The 16,728-nt window shown below is 59.2% G+C and carries 16 protein-coding genes; 11 read left to right on the top strand and 5 right to left on the bottom strand.

Features of this window, described 5'->3' with window-relative positions:
- Positions 1-7: 7 nt before the first annotated feature.
- The 4 genes from VRY85_RS09920 to VRY85_RS09905 form a co-directional block, all read right to left on the bottom strand.
- Positions 8-1,444, bottom strand: coding sequence for a YdgA family protein (locus VRY85_RS09920; protein WP_414598435.1), 1,437 nt, complete (start codon positions 1,442-1,444; stop codon positions 8-10).
- Between the two features lie 41 nt (positions 1,445-1,485).
- On the bottom strand, positions 1,486-2,262 hold the full coding sequence (locus VRY85_RS09915) for a hydroxypyruvate isomerase family protein (protein ID WP_414598434.1): 777 nt from the start codon (positions 2,260-2,262) through the stop codon (positions 1,486-1,488).
- 67 nt (positions 2,263-2,329) lie between these two features.
- Entirely contained in the window at positions 2,330-3,304 is a 975-nt protein-coding gene (ispH, locus tag VRY85_RS09910) for a 4-hydroxy-3-methylbut-2-enyl diphosphate reductase (protein WP_414598433.1), read from the bottom strand.
- Positions 3,304-3,780, bottom strand: coding sequence for an FKBP-type peptidyl-prolyl cis-trans isomerase (locus VRY85_RS09905; protein WP_414598432.1), 477 nt, complete (start codon positions 3,778-3,780; stop codon positions 3,304-3,306). Before VRY85_RS09905 ends, ispH begins: the two co-directional genes overlap by 1 nt.
- A gap of 48 nt (positions 3,781-3,828) precedes the next feature.
- Between VRY85_RS09905 and radC the strand changes: the two genes are divergently transcribed.
- The 3 genes from radC (at position 3,829) to VRY85_RS09890 (ending at position 6,921) form a co-directional block, all read left to right on the top strand.
- Positions 3,829-4,512 carry a RadC family protein gene (radC, locus tag VRY85_RS09900; RefSeq protein ID WP_414598431.1) on the top strand — a complete coding sequence of 228 codons (684 nt, stop codon included), beginning with the start codon at positions 3,829-3,831 and terminating at the stop codon, positions 4,510-4,512.
- Between the two features lie 220 nt (positions 4,513-4,732).
- On the top strand, positions 4,733-4,996 hold the full coding sequence (locus tag VRY85_RS09895; protein ID WP_414598430.1) for a type B 50S ribosomal protein L31: 264 nt from the start codon (positions 4,733-4,735) through the stop codon (positions 4,994-4,996).
- Between the two features lie 179 nt (positions 4,997-5,175).
- A complete protein-coding gene (locus VRY85_RS09890; RefSeq protein ID WP_414598569.1) occupies positions 5,176-6,921 on the top strand; it encodes an ArnT family glycosyltransferase in 1,746 nt (581 codons plus the stop codon).
- 27 nt (positions 6,922-6,948) lie between these two features.
- Here VRY85_RS09890 and VRY85_RS09885 read toward each other — a convergent pair whose 3' ends face one another.
- Positions 6,949-8,226, bottom strand: coding sequence for a class I SAM-dependent methyltransferase (locus VRY85_RS09885; protein WP_414598429.1), 1,278 nt, complete (start codon positions 8,224-8,226; stop codon positions 6,949-6,951).
- Positions 8,227-8,460: 234 nt separating this feature from the next.
- Here VRY85_RS09885 and rpmB point away from each other — a divergent pair, with 234 nt between their 5' ends.
- The 8 genes from rpmB to VRY85_RS09845 all read left to right on the top strand — a co-directional run bounded on the left by rpmB (position 8,461) and on the right by VRY85_RS09845 (position 16,699).
- Complete coding sequence (rpmB, locus tag VRY85_RS09880) at positions 8,461-8,697, top strand: 50S ribosomal protein L28 (protein WP_414598428.1); 237 nt, start codon at positions 8,461-8,463, stop codon at positions 8,695-8,697.
- A gap of 28 nt (positions 8,698-8,725) precedes the next feature.
- Positions 8,726-8,893 carry a 50S ribosomal protein L33 gene (rpmG, locus tag VRY85_RS09875; protein WP_301115899.1) on the top strand — a complete coding sequence of 56 codons (168 nt, stop codon included), beginning with the start codon at positions 8,726-8,728 and terminating at the stop codon, positions 8,891-8,893.
- Between the two features lie 187 nt (positions 8,894-9,080).
- The gene (gene leuS, locus VRY85_RS09870) at positions 9,081-11,738 is read left to right on the top strand and encodes a leucine--tRNA ligase (protein WP_414598427.1); all 2,658 of its coding nucleotides are present in this window, start codon (positions 9,081-9,083) and stop codon (positions 11,736-11,738) included.
- 6 nt (positions 11,739-11,744) lie between these two features.
- Positions 11,745-12,416, top strand: a complete 672-nt coding sequence (lptE, locus tag VRY85_RS09865; protein WP_414598426.1) for an LPS assembly lipoprotein LptE — start codon at positions 11,745-11,747, stop codon at positions 12,414-12,416.
- Between the two features lie 20 nt (positions 12,417-12,436).
- Positions 12,437-13,489 carry a DNA polymerase III subunit delta gene (holA, locus tag VRY85_RS09860; RefSeq protein WP_414598425.1) on the top strand — a complete coding sequence of 351 codons (1,053 nt, stop codon included), beginning with the start codon at positions 12,437-12,439 and terminating at the stop codon, positions 13,487-13,489.
- The gene (locus VRY85_RS09855; protein WP_414598424.1) at positions 13,486-14,763 is read left to right on the top strand and encodes a glutamate-5-semialdehyde dehydrogenase; all 1,278 of its coding nucleotides are present in this window, start codon (positions 13,486-13,488) and stop codon (positions 14,761-14,763) included. Before holA ends, VRY85_RS09855 begins: the two co-directional genes overlap by 4 nt.
- 11 nt (positions 14,764-14,774) lie before the next feature.
- A complete protein-coding gene (locus VRY85_RS09850; protein ID WP_414598423.1) occupies positions 14,775-15,191 on the top strand; it encodes a CopD family protein in 417 nt (138 codons plus the stop codon).
- A gap of 8 nt (positions 15,192-15,199) precedes the next feature.
- Complete coding sequence (locus VRY85_RS09845) at positions 15,200-16,699, top strand: THUMP domain-containing protein (RefSeq protein WP_414598422.1); 1,500 nt, start codon at positions 15,200-15,202, stop codon at positions 16,697-16,699.
- Positions 16,700-16,728: the final 29 nt, after the last annotated feature.

Here is a 16,728-nt window from a genome sequence, read left to right as displayed (position 1 = left end):
AAATTGACTACAAGCCGAACAGGCTTAGAAACATCAGAAACTCCGGCAAACTGATCGCTTGGCCGTTGATGTCTACCATGCCATCGCTGTACACCAACGTCGCCATGTCGCGGTCGCCGTCGCGACGCACCAGCCCGGCCTCTTCCAATTGGCCGACATACGTGTCGTACATGAAGGCCGCCAGCATTTCAAGTTGCGCGCTTTCCCCATCATTTCCCGCCGTACTGGTCACCAGTTGCATCAACATGGAACGCGACAGCGCAATATCAAGACGCAACTCACGCAAGGCGGTAAGCATGACATCTTCCTGCAGGTTGGCGCCTTCTTCGGCCAATGGTTGCAGTGCGACACTCAACGCCAGCGAGCTTTCGCCTTTTTCATTACGCCAGACGAGCGGATCCAGCGCGATTTCAGGCCGGGTGGCCAGAACGGGAACCAGCCGCGCCAGCATGCGTTCTTGATCTTCAACCGTGGGGTCGAAATCCTCACCCTCTTCAACTCCGTGCTCATGCGCGATGGCGTCATATTCGGACACCAGCGCCGAAAATGCCTCAAGGTCCAGGCGGTCGGCCTTGCCCCCCACAACTACGTTGCCAATGTTCTGGCCGCCCACCAGTATCCGCTTTATCTCATAGCGTGCAGCGGCATCAAGCACAGCGCCTTGCTGGGTGCTGTTCCATGTCACAGCCGTTTCTTCCAGCACAACGCGTTCGCTGGTAATGGTATCCACTTCCACGGCTGCCACCTGCAAGCTCGTGTCAACCCGAATGGATTCATCAGCCGCCGTGCGGGCCTGGGACTCCAGGCGCATACCCTTCAAGCTCACGTTTTCACCGTCCGGCCCGCCGCCCACCACTAGCGAATCAAAGTGGGCTGTGCCGTCGCTATCGCGCAGGTCGTTGCTGAAGTTAATTGTTATATGCCCGCCGCTAAATGAAAACTGGTCACCATCAGCCGCCCACTCAAGCGGGGCCAATTCCCACACTGTTTTCCCCTGGCCGCCAAAACCGATACGCGTATCTGCCTGTAGCGGCATCGTGCCGCGCGCCGCATCAAACCAGCGTTTGACGCTCTCGGTATCCACCAATTGGCTCTGGCTGTAGGCCAGTAGCGGTTCGAAAGAGCCTTGTTTGATCAGCCCCCAGGGGAACGGCCCATGTTGCATAGCGTCCTGCATGGCCAGTTCAATACGCTCATCATCGTCTTGCACAAGCAGTGAGTAGCGCGCATTCGAAGAGAACAGGCCCCGTTGGTAATCTTCGATAGCAAGAGTTGCGCGAACCGTCCCTGATTCGGGCCCCCATGACTGAGCCATGCGTTCGTTGGCTTGTTCAACAGCTGCGCGAATGGTTTTCTCGGCCTCCATGCCCACATACCAGGCAGACCCGGCATAAGCGGCTGCCACAACGATAACGGCTCCGGCAAAAACGGCGGATTTATTCATGCGTATTCCTGGGGTTCAACGGCAGCTCGCCGTGGGTTGATCTAAGAAAAATAGGGAAACAAGGCATCTGCCCAGCGCAGGCCGTCGCGAACCCGACCCGCCGGACGATATTCATAGCCGACACAACCACGATAACCGGCTTCACTCAAACGTTGGAAACCCGCCAGCACACCGGCATCACGCGCAAGGTCGGGTTCCTGCCGTTCAGGGTTGCCCGCCACCTGCACATGTCGTATCCAGGGCAGCGATGCTTCAAGCTCAGCCTGAACACCCAGGCCTTCACGCAAGACATGATAGAAATCAAACTGCATACCGACACTTTCTGCGCCGACATCGCTCAACACTTGGCGTACCGCCCCTGGCGTGCTGTACAGATAACCGGGTACATCATGGCTGTTCAACCCTTCCAGTAACAACGTAAGGCCGGGATGTTGCTGGGCGGCCCACTCCAGGTTGCTAAGCAAGGTATCGTGCGCTGCAGCAGCCTGTTCGGGCGCTACCAGGCCCGCCATAACATGGACAGCCGGGCAATCCGTGGCGTCGCAGAACTCAGCAGCTCGTTCGAAGTCTCGGCGGAATTTATCGCGCTGACTCGTCAAAGCGGCCCGACCCCAAGGGGCGGCGTCACTTTCTTTAGGCGTATTGATCAGAACCAGCCGCAAACCGTTGTCGCTCAATTGCTGAACGTACCACTGGGGCTCGCGGTCGTAGGGAAACTGGATTTCCACTGCAGAAAAACCATCTTCGCGAGCCGCAGAAAAACGGTCTTCCAGTGGCAACCGGCCATAGAGCAGAGTGAGGTTGGCAGCAGGGGTCATGCGATGCGGCGTGGCTGTAGGTAGGAGAAAGGGGCTGTCGCCCGGCCGGGTACCGGACGACAGCGTATCAGGAGGCGTCCTTGAGCTTGCGGGAAAGTTCCCGAGGCAGAGGGAAGTTCACATTTTCCTGAGCGCCTTCAAGCGTACGCACAGAAATTGCGCCGAGCTCTTTAAGGCGATCCAGCACCTGGCTGACCAGCACTTCCGGCGCCGATGCGCCTGCCGTCACACCCACGCGCTGCACCCCTTGCAGCCATTGTGGCTCAATCATTTCCGGGCCATCGACCAAGTGAGCCTGAACGCCCATGCGCTCGGCGACTTCACGCAACCTGTTGGAGTTGGAACTGTTGGCGCTACCCACCACCAATACCAGATCGCATTGCGGCGCCATGATTTTCACAGCGTCCTGCCGGTTCTGTGTGGCATAGCAGATATCGCTTTTGCGAGGTTCGACAATGCCAGGGAAGCGCTCGCGTAACGCCTTAGCCACTTGCGCTGCGTCATCGACCGACAACGTGGTCTGGGTGACAAACGCCAGATTGGTCGGATCGGTGACCTGCAAGGCCGCAACGTCTTCGGGTGTTTCGACCAAATACATGCCGCCATCAGCCTGCCCCAGCGTACCTTCGACTTCGGGGTGGCCCTTGTGGCCGATCATGATGATTTCACGGCCCGCAGCGCGCATGCGAGAGACTTCAACGTGCACTTTGGTAACTAGCGGACAGGTCGCGTCAAACACCCGCAGGCCACGCTTCTGAGCTTCTTCCTTGACCGCGCGCGACACCCCGTGCGCTGAAAAAATAACGGTGGCGCCTTCTGGGGCTTCATCCAGCTCCTCGATGAAAACGGCGCCTTTTTGCCGCAAATCGCTGACAACATAGCGGTTGTGAACGATTTCGTGACGCACGTAGATGGGAGCGCCAAATAGCTCCAACGCCCGCTCAACGATGTCGATGGCGCGGTCTACGCCCGCACAAAACCCACGCGGCTGCGCCAGAACGACCTGCGCCCGGCCCGCTTCAGCTGAGACACCGGTACTCATTAGAGAACCCCCAACAAGGAAACTTCCACGCGCAGATCAATACCCGCGAGTGGATGGTTGAAATCGAACAAAGCGCGTTCGGCGTCGAGCTCTTTAAGCACACCTGAGTAGCGGCCACCATTGGGAGCGGTGAATTCCACCACTTCGCCGGGCGCGAAGTCGGCGGGGTCGGCTGCTTCAGCCTCAATCATGCTGCGTGCCACCCACTGCAAGAGCTCGGGATTGCGATCGCCATACGCCTGCGCGGCGGGCACCTCAAAAGTGAAGCGCTCGCCTTCTGCTCGGCCCACCAGAGCGGCTTCCAGCCCCGGCGCCCACTGCCCCATGCCCAACTGCAACGTGCCGGGGCGACCGGTGAAAGTATCGGCAAAGGTGGAACCTGCCGCCGGACCGCTGGCAAGTTCAATGCGATAGTGGAGAGTTAAGTAGGAATCAGGACGGACAAAAGCGTTCACTGAATCGGATGAGGAAGTCAAAATCTGCCACCGTAGAGGTTTGATGAACTCACCTATTTTAGAGCCTTTATGAACACACTCCTACCGCCCCCTAAAAACAGCTCAGAACGCCCCCGCGAACGGCTCCTTGCCCACGGCCCACAAGTGCTGACTTCCGCCGAACTTCTGGCCGTCATTCTGCGCACCGGCATCAAGGGTTGCGGGGTGGTCGAACTCAGCCACAGACTGATTCAACATTGCGGCGGTCTGCGAGGCCTGCTTGCGGCCGACGCCGCCACATTGCTCACTTTGCCCGGCCTGGGGCAAGCCAAAGCCTGTGAGATTCTGGCTATCAGTGAGCTAAGCCGCCGCGCACTGGAAGAAGAGCTGCGCGTCGGCGACACGCTGAGCCAACCCGCTCGCGTCAAGCAGTATTGCCTGGCGCTACTCGGCCATCTGGATATTGAACACTGTGTGGCGCTGTATCTGGACAGCCGTTTTCGTTTGATCGCCTGCGATGAGATTTCGCGCGGTACGCTCAGCCAGTCATCCGTCTACCCTCGCGAAGTGGTCAAGGCGGCGTTGCGCCACCACGCCGCCGCCATCATCCTGGCACACAACCACCCCTCCGGCGTGGCCGAACCCAGCCAGGCGGATCTGGCTCTGACCCACCACCTGCGCAAAGCTTTGTCTCTAGTGGATGTACGGCTGTTGGATCACCTTATCGTGGCGCGCGATACGGTGGTTTCTCTGGCCGAACAGGGCGTTTTGTAGGGAAACCACCACACTCTTTTAGCCTGCCGCCCATAAAAATATGGCAAAGCTGCGACACACAGGGTTAAAAGCAGCACAAGCCTTGCTCAAGGCTAGGCGTTAAATGCTAGAATCAAGAGTTACCTACGGACACGTTGCTGCAAGCATAGTGGCTTGGTTTTCAAGTGAAGCACAGGCCCCTTGTGGCTGGCGACCCAAATTACCCACGACAGGAATCGATATGAAAGAAGGCATCCACCCTGAATACCGCGAAGTGGTGTTCCTGGATCAACAAACCGGCTCGAAATTCATCACCCGCTCCACGGTGAACACTCGCGAAACCATCGAACACGAAGGTAAGACTTACCCTCTGTTCAAGTGTGACGTAACCTCCGAGTCGCACCCCTTCTATACCGGCGCGCAAACCCGCATCGTCGAAACAGGTCGCGTTGAGAAGTTCCGTGCCCGTTTCGCTCGCACCGTGGGCTCTCGCAACGCCTCGTAAAGCAGCACGCAACCGCTGTTTTATGGCAAAGCAGCCTACGGGCTGCTTTTTTTTGCCCCGGCGTCAGGCGTGCCCACCGGCACACCTGCCTATAATTGGATCGACTGGCCGCCACTCTAGCAGTGGTCGTCCGCTACGCGCCGCCGTTTCTGCCTTTAGACGCTACCGCCTACACAAAGATGGATTCCCGTTCCACACCAGCCCGCCTGACCGAGACGGCTACCGTCAAATTATCCCGGCCGTTTCTGCTGTTGATTACCGCCGTCTATATCTTGGCGGGCCTGTTTTTTCGCGACCCCTGGAAGACAGACGACGTGGTGGGGCTGGCCACCATGCTCAGCGCGCTGGCCGACCCCTCCGGCGGCGCCCTGCTAGCCCCGCAGATCGGCGTGCTGGCCCACGCTCAGGACGGGCCGCTCGTCACCTGGGTAGGCGCACTGGCCATCTGGCTGTTTGCACCACTGTTTGAAGTTTTCATTCCTGCGCCCGACAGCGTCATTATTGCGTCGCGCCTGCCTAACCTGCTGTGGTTTGGCGTCATGGTGACATCAGTCTGGTATGGCAGTTATCTTTTAGGCAGGCGGCCCGAACCCCAACCCCTGAAGCTACCCTTTGGCGGCGAACCCAGCGTCAAGGATTACGGGCGCATGATTGCCGATGCCGCGCTGCTACTCATACTGGCGACCGTCGGCATTGTCTGGCGCATGCATGAAACATCAGAAGTGCCCGCCATTATTGCCTTCCAGGCACTGGCCTTCTATGCGGTGGCGCGCAGCATCGACCGCCCGCTGTCGGGCGCCATCACATTAGGCATCGCCCTAGGGGCCGCCTTCCTGACCCGCGGCTGGATCGGCGCGCTGCCCATTATGCTGGCCGCCCTCTTCGCCTTCCATCCACGCGGCGCCCTTTGGCCTCGTCGCCATTGGCTGTTGCTAAGCGCCGCTATTGCCGCAGCCATCGGCCTGGCATGGTGGCTGGCCGTAAAGGCTCAGGCCCCTTACTGGACGCAAGCTTGGTGGTTGTGGAACAGCCAGTCTTTCGGGCTGCCTAAAGCTGCCGTTGTTTTCAGCCTGCTGCGCGATCTTCCGTGGTTTTTGTGGCCTACCTGGCCTTTCGCCCTATTGGCGTTGTGGAACTGGCGCAGTTGGGTGACCGCCCCTCATATCTGGGTGCCACTGATGTTCCTGGCGTGGCCACTGATCACCATGCTGTTTCTGGCTGACGTCTTTGAACCCGAGTATGCGCTGATGGCCGTGCCCGCAGCCATCCTCGCCGCGTTCTCATTCCCCACTTTGCGCCGCGGCGTTATCAATACCATCGACTGGTTTGCCATCATGTGCTTCTCGCTGACCGCCGCCACCGTCTGGCTGGGGTGGTTCGCGCTACAAACCGGGTGGCCTGCGCAAATTCACCATAACATTACGCGCCTGATACACGGCTATGACATCCACATTTCCTGGCCGGCTGTCAGCATTGCGCTGATCGGTACCCTGGCCTGGGCGGCCTTGGTGCACTGGCGTATCTACAACCGCCCTGCCGCCCTACTGCGCGGCACCATGCTTTCCGCCGGAGGCCTGATCACCACCTGGCTATTGCTGGTCACACTATGGATGCCGGTGCTGGATTACGCCAGGAGTTATCGCGGGGTTTCGGCTGAACTTGCTCTGGAACTGGAAAAACATGGCCAGGGCAAAGAGTGCGTACGCGCGCTCGGCCTGGGCATCGGGCAACGCGCCTCTCTTTTAGTGTTTAACAACATCCACTTCAGCTACGACTCGCAATGCAGGCTGGTTCTGCAACAAACCACACAACGAGCGCTCAAGGAAGGACGTGTCGGGTTCTCCGATTCTGCCGAAGTGTTGTGGCAAGGAGGCCGGGCCGCTGACCGGGATGAAATCTTCCGCCTGCTGCGCATCAAGCGCTGAAGGCTTGCCTGCCGGCCCGACACCGCGTCAACCCTTGGCGTCGCCCACATACATGTAATCGCGACGCCACGGATAACCTTGCTCTGCCGGTTCACCGCTGATTGAAAGCTCATCGCCCTGCCAGCCCTGCCGGTGTTGAGCCAGCACTTGATGCAAGCCGATCCAGCCATGTTCAAACCCCATGGCGCAACCTGCCAAATACATGCGGTAAGCACGAATCGAGCGCTCGCCCTTTTCGTCGCTCAAGGTAGCGCGCGCGGCGTCCAGTTGCGACTCCAGGCTGTCGCTCCATGCCCACAGCGTGCGGGCGTAATGCGGCCTGAGGTTTTCAATATCCAAATCTTCCAGACCTCCTTCAGTCATGGAATGCAAGACATTGCTGATATGCGTGAGCTCGCCGCCTGGAAAAATATATTTACCGATGAATTCGCCCATGCCGGCCCCTAGCTGGTGGTTGTCCACTCCGCCGGCGGTAATGCCGTGATTCATGATCAGGCCGCCCGGGCGCAATAAACGCCGCAGCTTGGAAAAATAACTGACCAAATGAGCACGGCCTACGTGCTCAAACATGCCGACCGAAGCAATTTTGTCGTAAGGCTGGCTTTCATCGAGCTTACGGTAATCCAGCAACTCCATGCGCACGCGACCGCTCAGGCCTTTTTCTTCAATCAGGCGGTTCACATGAGCATGTTGGTTATGGGAAAGCGTAATGCCGGTGGCGTCAACATCGTAGTGCTCGGCCGCCCAGAGCAACAGACCGCCCCAACCCGCCCCGATATCTAGAAAACGTTCGCCGGGGCGCAGCCGAAGCTTGCGGCAAATGTGATCCAGCTTGGCTTCCTGGGCCTGCGCCAGCGTCATATCATCTTCGCGATAATAGGCGCAGGAATAAACCCGGCGCGGGTCCAGCCATAAAGCGTAAAAATCGTCGGATAAATCGTAGTGAAACTGGATTTGCTTGGCATCGCGCTCAATACTGTGCCGCCACACTGAAACCAGGCGGCGTATCAGATTGGTAAACATGCCTGCACGCGCCGCGTCGACCGGAGATTGCGGCAAAATGGCCGCCGCCACTCTCATGAGGTCACGCATTGACCCCTCGACCTCGAATTTGCCTTCTACGTAGTCTTCGCCCATAGCGCCGACTTGCCCCGCAGCCAGGTGAGCCAGTGTGCTGTTTTCACGTATAGTGAGATGCACGTCAGCGCCGGCGGCTCCCAGTGTGTTCCCGTCTGGCAACGTAAGCCGTACAGGTAAAGGAAGAGATTCCAACTTGCTTTCAACTGCAGACAAAATCGAACTCAAAGCTACCTCCTGAATAAGCCGTACAAAACTCGAAGATCAAGGGGCGAACACCGCAATCATGATAACTGCATAAAATTGCTTGAAACGTTGCATTCTGTTTCACGCGTGAGTTGAAAGCCATCCGCCATCCGAGCGTGGCAATTTAGTTGCACCTTCCACTTGCCGCCTTGCTCCAAGCAGCTGATTCGTAGTAGAATCACTGTCTTTACTCAAGATTTCAACAAGGGGTGAATCATGGCACGCGTATGCCAAGTAACCGGCAAGGGCCCGATGGTGGGCAACCATGTCTCGCACGCAAACAACAAAACCAAGCGTCGTTTCCTTCCTAACCTTCAGTCGCGCCGCTTCTGGGTAGAAAGCGAAAACCGCTGGGTACGCCTGCGCGTATCCACAAAAGCGCTGCGCACCATCGACAAGCTCGGCATTGATGCTGTGCTGGCCGATATGCGTGCCCGTGGCGAACTGGCCTGAGCCGGCCGCAACCTTTTAGGAGCACATCATGGCAAAAGGTATTCGCGAAAAGATCAAGCTGGAATCCACAGCCGGCACCGGTCACTTCTATACCACCACCAAGAACAAGCGCAACATGCCCGAGAAGATGCTGATCAAAAAGTTTGATCCCGTCGCTCGCAAGCACGTTGAGTACAAGGAAACCAAGCTGAGGTAATCAGCCAGGCCGCAATCGGCATTGCCCGGCGGTCCGCCCCGGCCAGGCCATGCCTCGACAGCGCGCCGTAAGTTTCCCAACCCCGCCCAATGTGGCGGGGTTTTCTTTTGGAACGCCCTAAAGGCGAATCCCGCCCCCTGCCCCTTATAATGGCAGGTTTGCGCAACCTTACTGAACACGCACGCTCATGCTGGAATATCGTCCTACCGACGTCGAAAACACCGCCCAGGCTGACTGGGCCGCACGCGACGCCTATCGTGTCACTGAAAACGCCCTCAATGCAGACGGCACGCCTAAGCCCAAGTTTTATGCCTGCTCCATGCTGCCCTACCCTAGCGGCAAACTGCACATGGGCCACGTGCGCAACTACACGATTAACGACATGATGACGCGCCAGCTGCGCATGCGCGGCTACAACGTCCTGATGCCCATGGGCTGGGACGCCTTCGGCATGCCGGCGGAAAACGCCGCCATGAAAGGGGGCGTACCGCCGGCCAAATGGACATACGACAACATCGCCTACATGAAGAAGCAAATGCAGGCCATGGGGCTGGCGATCGACTGGTCGCGCGAAATGTGTGCGTGCGACCCCAAATACTACAAATGGAACCAATGGCTGTTCCTGAAGATGCTGGAAAAAGGCATCGCTTATCGCAAGACCCAAGTCGTTAACTGGGACCCTGTTGATCAAACCGTACTGGCCAACGAACAAGTCATAGACGGCCGCGGTTGGCGTTCCGGCGCACTGGTGGAAAAACGCGAAATCCCCGGCTATTACCTGCGCATCACCGATTACGCTGATGAGCTGCTGGAACACGTGCAAAATGGCTTGGAAGGCTGGCCCGAGCGCGTGCGCCTGATGCAGGAAAACTGGATCGGAAAAAGCGAAGGTGTGCGTTTCGCCTTTACCCATGACATCCACGATGCAGATGGCAAGCTGATTCAAGACGGCCGCATGTATGTCTTCACCACACGTGCTGACACCATTATGGGGGTGACCTTCTGCGCGGTTGCGCCGGAACACCCTCTGGCAGCGCATGCCGCAGCCGGCAACCCCGAGCTGGCCGCCTTTATTGAAGAGTGCAAGCTGGGCGGCACCACTGAAGCCGAAATCGCGACACGCGAAAAAGAAGGCATGCGTACCGGTTTGACGGTTACCCACCCGCTCACAGGCGAACCTGTCGAAGTGTGGGTGGGGAACTACGTACTCATGAGCTACGGCGACGGCGCCGTCATGGGCGTGCCCGGCCACGACGAACGCGACTTTGAGTTCGCAACCAAGTATGGCTTGCAGATCAAACCCGTCGTCAGTGTTGAAGGCAAGGAATATTCCACCGACGCTTGGCAAGAATGGTATAGCGACAAGCAGTCGGGCCGGGCCGTGAACTCCGGCAAGTACGATGGCCTGACCACTGCAGAAGCCATCGACGCGGTGGCAAACGACTTGGTCGATATGGGCCTGGGTGAAAAGCAAACCACCTGGCGCTTGCGCGACTGGGGGATTTCCCGCCAGCGCTACTGGGGCACCCCCATCCCCATTATTCATTGCCCCGATTGCGGCCCGGTACCGGTACCAGAAGCGGACCTGCCCGTTATTCTGCCTGAGCATCACATCCCCGACGGCAGCGGCAACCCGCTGGCCAAGGATGAAGAATTCCTGTCCTGCTCCTGCCCCAAATGCGGCCAGGCGGCCCGGCGCGAAACCGACACCATGGACACATTTGTCGATTCGTCCTGGTATTTCATGCGCTACACCTCGCCCGATAATGACCAAGCCATGGTTGACGGCCGCAACGACTACTGGATGCCTATGGACCAGTACATCGGCGGCATTGAACACGCGGTTATGCACTTGCTGTACGCGCGTTTCTGGACCCGCGTCATGCGAGACCTGGGGTTGGTGAATTTCGACGAACCCTTCACACGCCTGCTGTGTCAGGGCATGGTGCTGAACCACATTTACTCGCGCAAATCGCCGCAGGGTGGCGTGGAATACTTCTGGCCCGAAGATGTCGATAATGTCTACGACGCCAAAGGCGCCATTATCGGCGCCCGCCTGAAATCCGATGGCTCGGAAGTGCAGTACGGCGGCATCGGCACCATGTCGAAGTCCAAGAACAACGGTGTCGACCCACAATCGCTGATCGACACCATGGGCGCCGACACTGCGCGGCTGTTCATCATGTTCGCCAGCCCGCCCGAGCAGACTCTGGAATGGTCGGATTCCGGCGTAGACGGTGCGCATCGCTATCTGCGGCGTCTCTGGGCCTTTGGCCAGTCGCATAGCGAAACCATCCGCAAGGGCTTGGCTCAACCGGAACAAGGCTGGGAAGGCATTGACGAAGCTTCGCGCGACCTGCGCCGCGAAATCCATACCTTACTCAAATTGGCCGACTACGATTACCAGCGCATCCACTACAACACGGTGGTATCCACCTGCATGAAAATGCTGAATGTGCTGGAAGCCGCCAAATTGCCCGACACTGACGTCGCGGCCCGCGCTCTGGCCGATGCCACCGGAATTTTGCTGCGCGTACTGTACCCTGTCGTTCCCCACATCACCTGGAACTTGTGGCGCGACCTGGGCTATGCACAGCACCAGGGCGACCTGCTTGACGCCGCTTGGCCGGTCGTGGATGAAGCCGCCCTGATTGCGGACGAAATCGAACTGGTTCTGCAAGTGAACGGCAAGCTGCGCGGCGCTCTGACCGTACCCAACGGCTCAGAGAAGGCTGATATCGAACAGGCCGCCCTGGCGCACGAGGCGGTTGCCCGTTTCCTGGAAGGCCGCCCGGCCAAGCGCGTTATTGTGGTGCCGGGTAAACTGGTCAACGTTGTTGGATAACACATCATGGCTCACACCCCCTTTCTTCGCCTGAAACCCTGCTGCAGCGCGCGCCACTTGGCTTTGTTTGCCATGCTAGCCGCCTGCATTCTGCTTACAGCCTGCGGTTTCAGGCTGAAAGGGGCCACACCACTGCCCTTTGACACGCTTTACACCAACATTTCCGAAAATTCGGCTTTTGGCGCGGCCATGCGCCGCGCCATTACAGCGGCCTCGCCCAACACGCGCGTGGTCTCGGACCCGGCACGAGCCGAAGTCCGCCTGATTCAGTTGTCCAATCAACAGAATCTGCGCGAACTTTCCATTGATGCCGACGGCCGAGTCGAGGAATACGAACTCAATCTGAATTTCTCCTTCCAACTGGTTGATGCCAAGGGGCATCTCATTTTGCCGCCCACCACTTTGCGCGTGACCCGGGAAATGCCTTACGACGACAGCGTGGTACAGGCTAAGCAAAGCGAGATCACTACGGTGTTCCAGCAGATGCAGCAATCCGTGGTGGATCGCGTCGTACGCCTGCTGAGCGCACCCGACGTGGCCGAAGCCTACGCCAACGCCGAGCAGCAACCGGTCGATACCGCCCCTGCGGATCTCAGCCCGGTCTCCAACGACCCAGACACCAGCGGAACCACCCTCTGGGGCGAAACCGACATCAACCCCAGCGGCCCGCGCTTCTAAGCACAAGTCAGGAACCTCCCATGGGACGCCGCCTCGACCATGAAGGCCTGCTGCAGCAATTGCAACAGCCTTCCGTTCAGCTTGCGCCGCTCTACATTATTAGCGGCGACGAAACCCTGCTGATCATTGAAGCGCTGGACGCCCTGCGCACTGCAGCGCTCGCCCAGGGCTACTCGGAACGCACCCGGCTGATACTCGACGCTCGCAGCGATTGGTCCGCCGTCATGGGCGCCACCCAGAACGTATCTCTGTTTGGCGACCGTAAATTGTTAGATCTGTCACTACCCTCAGGGAAGCCTGGGCGAACCGGCGGCGAAACGCTAGAAGCGCTAGCGGGAAAGGTGCAAAGCGGCGAGCTTCCCGACACACTGGTCGCTCTGAGCCTGCCACGCCTCGATCGCGCGACTCGCTCTGCCAAATGGGCTGCCGCCCTGCTTGAAACAGGCACACTGGTTGAAGTTCCCACCATTGACCGCAACACACTGCCTCGCTGGATCGGCCAGCGCATGGCCCGGCAAGGTCAGGAACTTGACGCTGACACGCTGGCCTGGATGGCGGAAAAAGTAGAAGGCAATCTGCTGGCCGCTTTTCAGGAAATTCAGAAACTCGGCCTGCTGCACCCGCCCGGAAAAATCACCGGGGAAGATGTGCGCCGCGCTGTGCTGGATGTCGCGCGTTATGATGTCTTTGATCTGCGCGACGCTATGCTGGCCGGGCAGTCAAAGCGGGCGCTAACCATTCTGCATGGCCTGCGCGGCGAGGGTGCCGCCCTGCCGTTGATACTTTGGGCGGTGGGCGACGAAATCCGCCTGCTGTCCCGGCTGGCAGCCATCCAGGCCGGCGGCGGCGATGTCGCAGGTGAAATGCGCCGCAATCGCGTATTCGGGCCTCGTGAACAAGGGCTGCGCCGCACGCTGAGCCGAGTGCCGCCGCGTGCTTGGCGCGCAGCAGTGCAACATACCCATGATATCGACCGCCTGATCAAGGGCCTGAAAGTTCCCGGTCTTTTGGACGACCCATGGGAAGAACTGGCCCGGCTGTTATTACGAATTACCGTGGAAAGAAAGACATGACGAAACTCGACACATCCACCGACACACAAACGGCGATGCAGGAATTTGGCCGCCGCGCCCGTGCTGCGGCGCGCCAGATCCGCAATGCCTCGGGCCATGCCAAAGCCCAGGCCTTGCTGGCCATGGCCGACCTGATCACAGAACGCGGTGAAACACTCAAGCGCCAGAATGCGCTCGACCTGGACGCCGCCCGCCAGAACGGCTTGGCAGAAGCCATGGTAGAACGCCTGGCTCTCACCGATAAAACCCTGGCTGGCATGGCTGAAGGGTTGCGCCAGATCGCTGCCATGCCCGACCCGGTCGGCAGCCTCGGACCCACTACGACCCGACCCAACGGCATGCGAGTGGCACAGATGCGCGTACCGCTGGGCGTCATCGGCATTATTTATGAGTCGCGCCCCAACGTGACCATCGACGCGGCGGCTCTCTGCCTGAAATCCGGCAACGCCACCATTTTGCGCGGCGGCAGCGAAGCCTTTCACTCGAATCAGGCCCTGGGCGCAATCATTCAGGAAGGTCTGGCCCGCGCCAACCTACCCGCCCATGCGGTGCAGGTGGTAGATACAATCGACCGCGCCGCCGTTGGCGAAATGATCACCATGACGGACTACATCGACGTCATCGTGCCGCGCGGCGGCAAAGGCCTGATAGAACGCCTGTCACGTGAAGCCAAAGTACCGCTGATCAAACACCTGGACGGCAATTGCCACATCTACCTTGACAAGGCCGCCGACCCGGCGAAAGCCCACGATGTCGTCGTGAATGCCAAGACTTACCGCTACGGCATCTGCGGCACAATGGAAACCCTTTTGGTGCACGCCGATGTCGCCAACTCCCTGCTGCCGCCCATTGCCGCCACTCTGACAGGAAAAGACGTGGAGTTGCGTGGCTGCGAGCGTACCCGCGAGATTCTTCCCACCGCCCTGCCTGCCACGGAAGCCGACTGGGAAACCGAATACCTGGAGCCCATTCTGGCCGTGCGCATTGTCGACACCATCGACCAGGCCATGGAACATATCGAGCGATACAGCTCCCAGCATACGGAATCCATCATCACCGAAGATCTCGGCGCGGCCACCCGCTTCCAGCGCGAAGTCGATTCCAGCTCCGTCTATGTCAACCTGCCCACCTGCTTTGCCGATGGCTTTGAATATGGTCTGGGTGCAGAGATCGGCATTTCCACCAATCGCCTGCACGCCCGCGGCCCGGTCGGCCTCGAAGGGCTGACCACCATGAAGTGGGTGCTGACGGGCGAAGGTCAACTACGCGGCTAAGGCAGTACACCATGCTCTGGGTGAAAACCTTCCACTTGCTGTTTGTCATTTCCTGGTTTGCCGGCCTGTTTTACTTGCCTCGTATTTACGTAAACCTCGCGCAAACCCAAGACGCCGGCGCCTACGACTGCCTGCTGGGCATGGCCCGCAGGCTGTACCGTTTCATGACGCCTCTGGCCGTATTGGCGTTGGTATTCGGCTTCTGGCTGATGCTGGGCTATGGAATCGGCCTGACTTCGGGCTGGATGCATGCCAAGCTGCTATTTGTCGCGGCGCTTGTCATTTACCACCTGATTTGCCGGCGCGTTCTGCTAACTTTCGAGCGCCGCACCAACACGCGCGGGCACCGCTACTACCGCTGGTTCAACGAAGTGCCTGTCCTGTTGCTGGTCATCGTCTTGATCCTGGTTGTGGTTAAACCTTTCTGAAGCACGCCATGACCGACTCCAAGCCCCGCAAAACGCTCACCCTCAAAAAGAAAGCCCCGGCCGCCGCCCGTTCTGAGCCAGAAACTCAGGAACCGCGCCTGCGCAGTGGCGCCCGAGCACGCCAGGTTGCGCAATTGCGCCGCGAACAAGATGCTGACGCTCCCCTGACCGCACCTGCCGGGTCACCCCGTGCTGCGGCTGCTAAACCCTCCTCACCGCAAACGGCTGAACGAGGCAGGCCAAGCCGCGCAGGCCGTCAGACAGGCCCTCGCCCCGCCAGCCGTCAGCCTAACCGAATCACGCCTCGTCGGCCATCGCACGACCCGGTTCGTGAACTCGCGCCACAGCCTATTGCCAGACCGCGCCATAAGGAAATCTTCCAGGTTTTTGCGCCCTGCCCGCTGGGGCTGGAAGAAGTCCTGCATGCCGAGCTTGAGGCTCTAGGCTATCAAGGCCTGCGCAAGGGCCGCGCCGGCTGCCATTTCGAAGCCGACTGGACGGGCGTGCTCAAAGCCAATCTGTATTCCCGGCTTGCCACTCGTATTCTGGTGCGGCTGGCTCATGCTCCTGTGCAAACTGAAGATGACATCCTGGCCTTGGCACGCAGCACGGAATGGGAACGCTGGTTCGGCGCCGAACAAACTCTGCGCGTAGATACCTCAGCCGTGCGCAGCCCGATGAAAAGCCTGCAGTATTGCAATCTGCGTGCTAAAGACGGCATCTGCGACCGCCTGCGCGAGCTCGAAGGCGAGCGACCCAGCATTGACACGGTCAGGCCCGACGCCCGGGTTCACTTATTTCTGGACGAACACACGGCCACACTGTATCTCGATACCTCGGGCGAATCGCTGTTCAAACGAGGCTGGCGCCTGCAAAAAGGCGAAGCCCCGTTGCGCGAAAACCTGGCCGCCGGCCTACTGGCTCTATCCGGATGGGACCCATCCGCTGCCTTGCTTGACCCTTTCTGCGGCAGCGGTACGTTGCTGATAGAAGCCGCATGGATCGCCTTGGGCATTCCTCCCGGCATCTGGCGCCCCTTCGGCTTTGAAAGGTTGCGTGACCACGACGCCCGCCATTGGCGCGACCTTAAACAAGACGCCCGCAGCCGCATCGCCAAGCAACTTGATGCCCCGTTGATCGGCTATGACATTGACCCACGGGTGATTGCCGCCGCCGAAGGCAACCGCGAGCGCGCTATGCTGTCGCCCGACACCATTCAATTCGCCGTGGGCGATGCTCGAAAGGTCAGAGCCGATTGCGAACCTGGCTGGATCATCACCAACCCGCCTTACGGCGAGCGCATGGAAGAAGACCATTCCTTCTGGCCGCAATGGGCCGAAAACCTCAAACGCCATTATGCGGGTTGGAACGTCAATGTCATCACCAGCGACCTAGAACTGCCTTCACGCCTGCGGCTCAAGCCCAAGCGGCGCTATCCCGTCTTTAACGGCGCACTGGACTGTCGCCTCTTCACCTTTGAAATGGTGGAAAAAAGCTACCGAAACTGAAATGCCCACTGCTACCCGCCCCACCACCC

This window comes from Achromobacter sp. F4_2707, assembly GCF_047501535.1.
Classification (GTDB): domain Bacteria; phylum Pseudomonadota; class Gammaproteobacteria; order Burkholderiales; family Burkholderiaceae_B; genus Yanghanlia.
Note: the sequence above shows the minus strand (reverse complement) of the source record. Positions and strands in the feature narration are given on the sequence as shown.

What these genes read in the sequence shown, in the direction of transcription:
- VRY85_RS09920 (WP_414598435.1), bottom strand. Translation starts at nt 1,444, where the DNA reads ATGAATAAATCCGCCGTTTTTGCCGGAGCCGTTATCGTTGTGGCAGCC.
- VRY85_RS09915 (WP_414598434.1), bottom strand. Translation starts at nt 2,262, where the DNA reads ATGACCCCTGCTGCCAACCTCACTCTGCTCTATGGCCGGTTGCCACTG.
- ispH (WP_414598433.1), bottom strand. Translation starts at nt 3,304, where the DNA reads ATGAGTACCGGTGTCTCAGCTGAAGCGGGCCGGGCGCAGGTCGTTCTG.
- radC (WP_414598431.1), top strand. Translation starts at nt 3,829, where the DNA reads ATGAACACACTCCTACCGCCCCCTAAAAACAGCTCAGAACGCCCCCGC.
- VRY85_RS09895 (WP_414598430.1), top strand. Translation starts at nt 4,733, where the DNA reads ATGAAAGAAGGCATCCACCCTGAATACCGCGAAGTGGTGTTCCTGGAT.
- VRY85_RS09890 (WP_414598569.1), top strand. Translation starts at nt 5,176, where the DNA reads ATGGATTCCCGTTCCACACCAGCCCGCCTGACCGAGACGGCTACCGTC.
- rpmB (WP_414598428.1), top strand. Translation starts at nt 8,461, where the DNA reads ATGGCACGCGTATGCCAAGTAACCGGCAAGGGCCCGATGGTGGGCAAC.
- rpmG (WP_301115899.1), top strand. Translation starts at nt 8,726, where the DNA reads ATGGCAAAAGGTATTCGCGAAAAGATCAAGCTGGAATCCACAGCCGGC.
- leuS (WP_414598427.1), top strand. Translation starts at nt 9,081, where the DNA reads ATGCTGGAATATCGTCCTACCGACGTCGAAAACACCGCCCAGGCTGAC.
- lptE (WP_414598426.1), top strand. Translation starts at nt 11,745, where the DNA reads ATGGCTCACACCCCCTTTCTTCGCCTGAAACCCTGCTGCAGCGCGCGC.
- holA (WP_414598425.1), top strand. Translation starts at nt 12,437, where the DNA reads ATGGGACGCCGCCTCGACCATGAAGGCCTGCTGCAGCAATTGCAACAG.
- VRY85_RS09855 (WP_414598424.1), top strand. Translation starts at nt 13,486, where the DNA reads ATGACGAAACTCGACACATCCACCGACACACAAACGGCGATGCAGGAA.
- VRY85_RS09850 (WP_414598423.1), top strand. Translation starts at nt 14,775, where the DNA reads ATGCTCTGGGTGAAAACCTTCCACTTGCTGTTTGTCATTTCCTGGTTT.
- VRY85_RS09845 (WP_414598422.1), top strand. Translation starts at nt 15,200, where the DNA reads ATGACCGACTCCAAGCCCCGCAAAACGCTCACCCTCAAAAAGAAAGCC.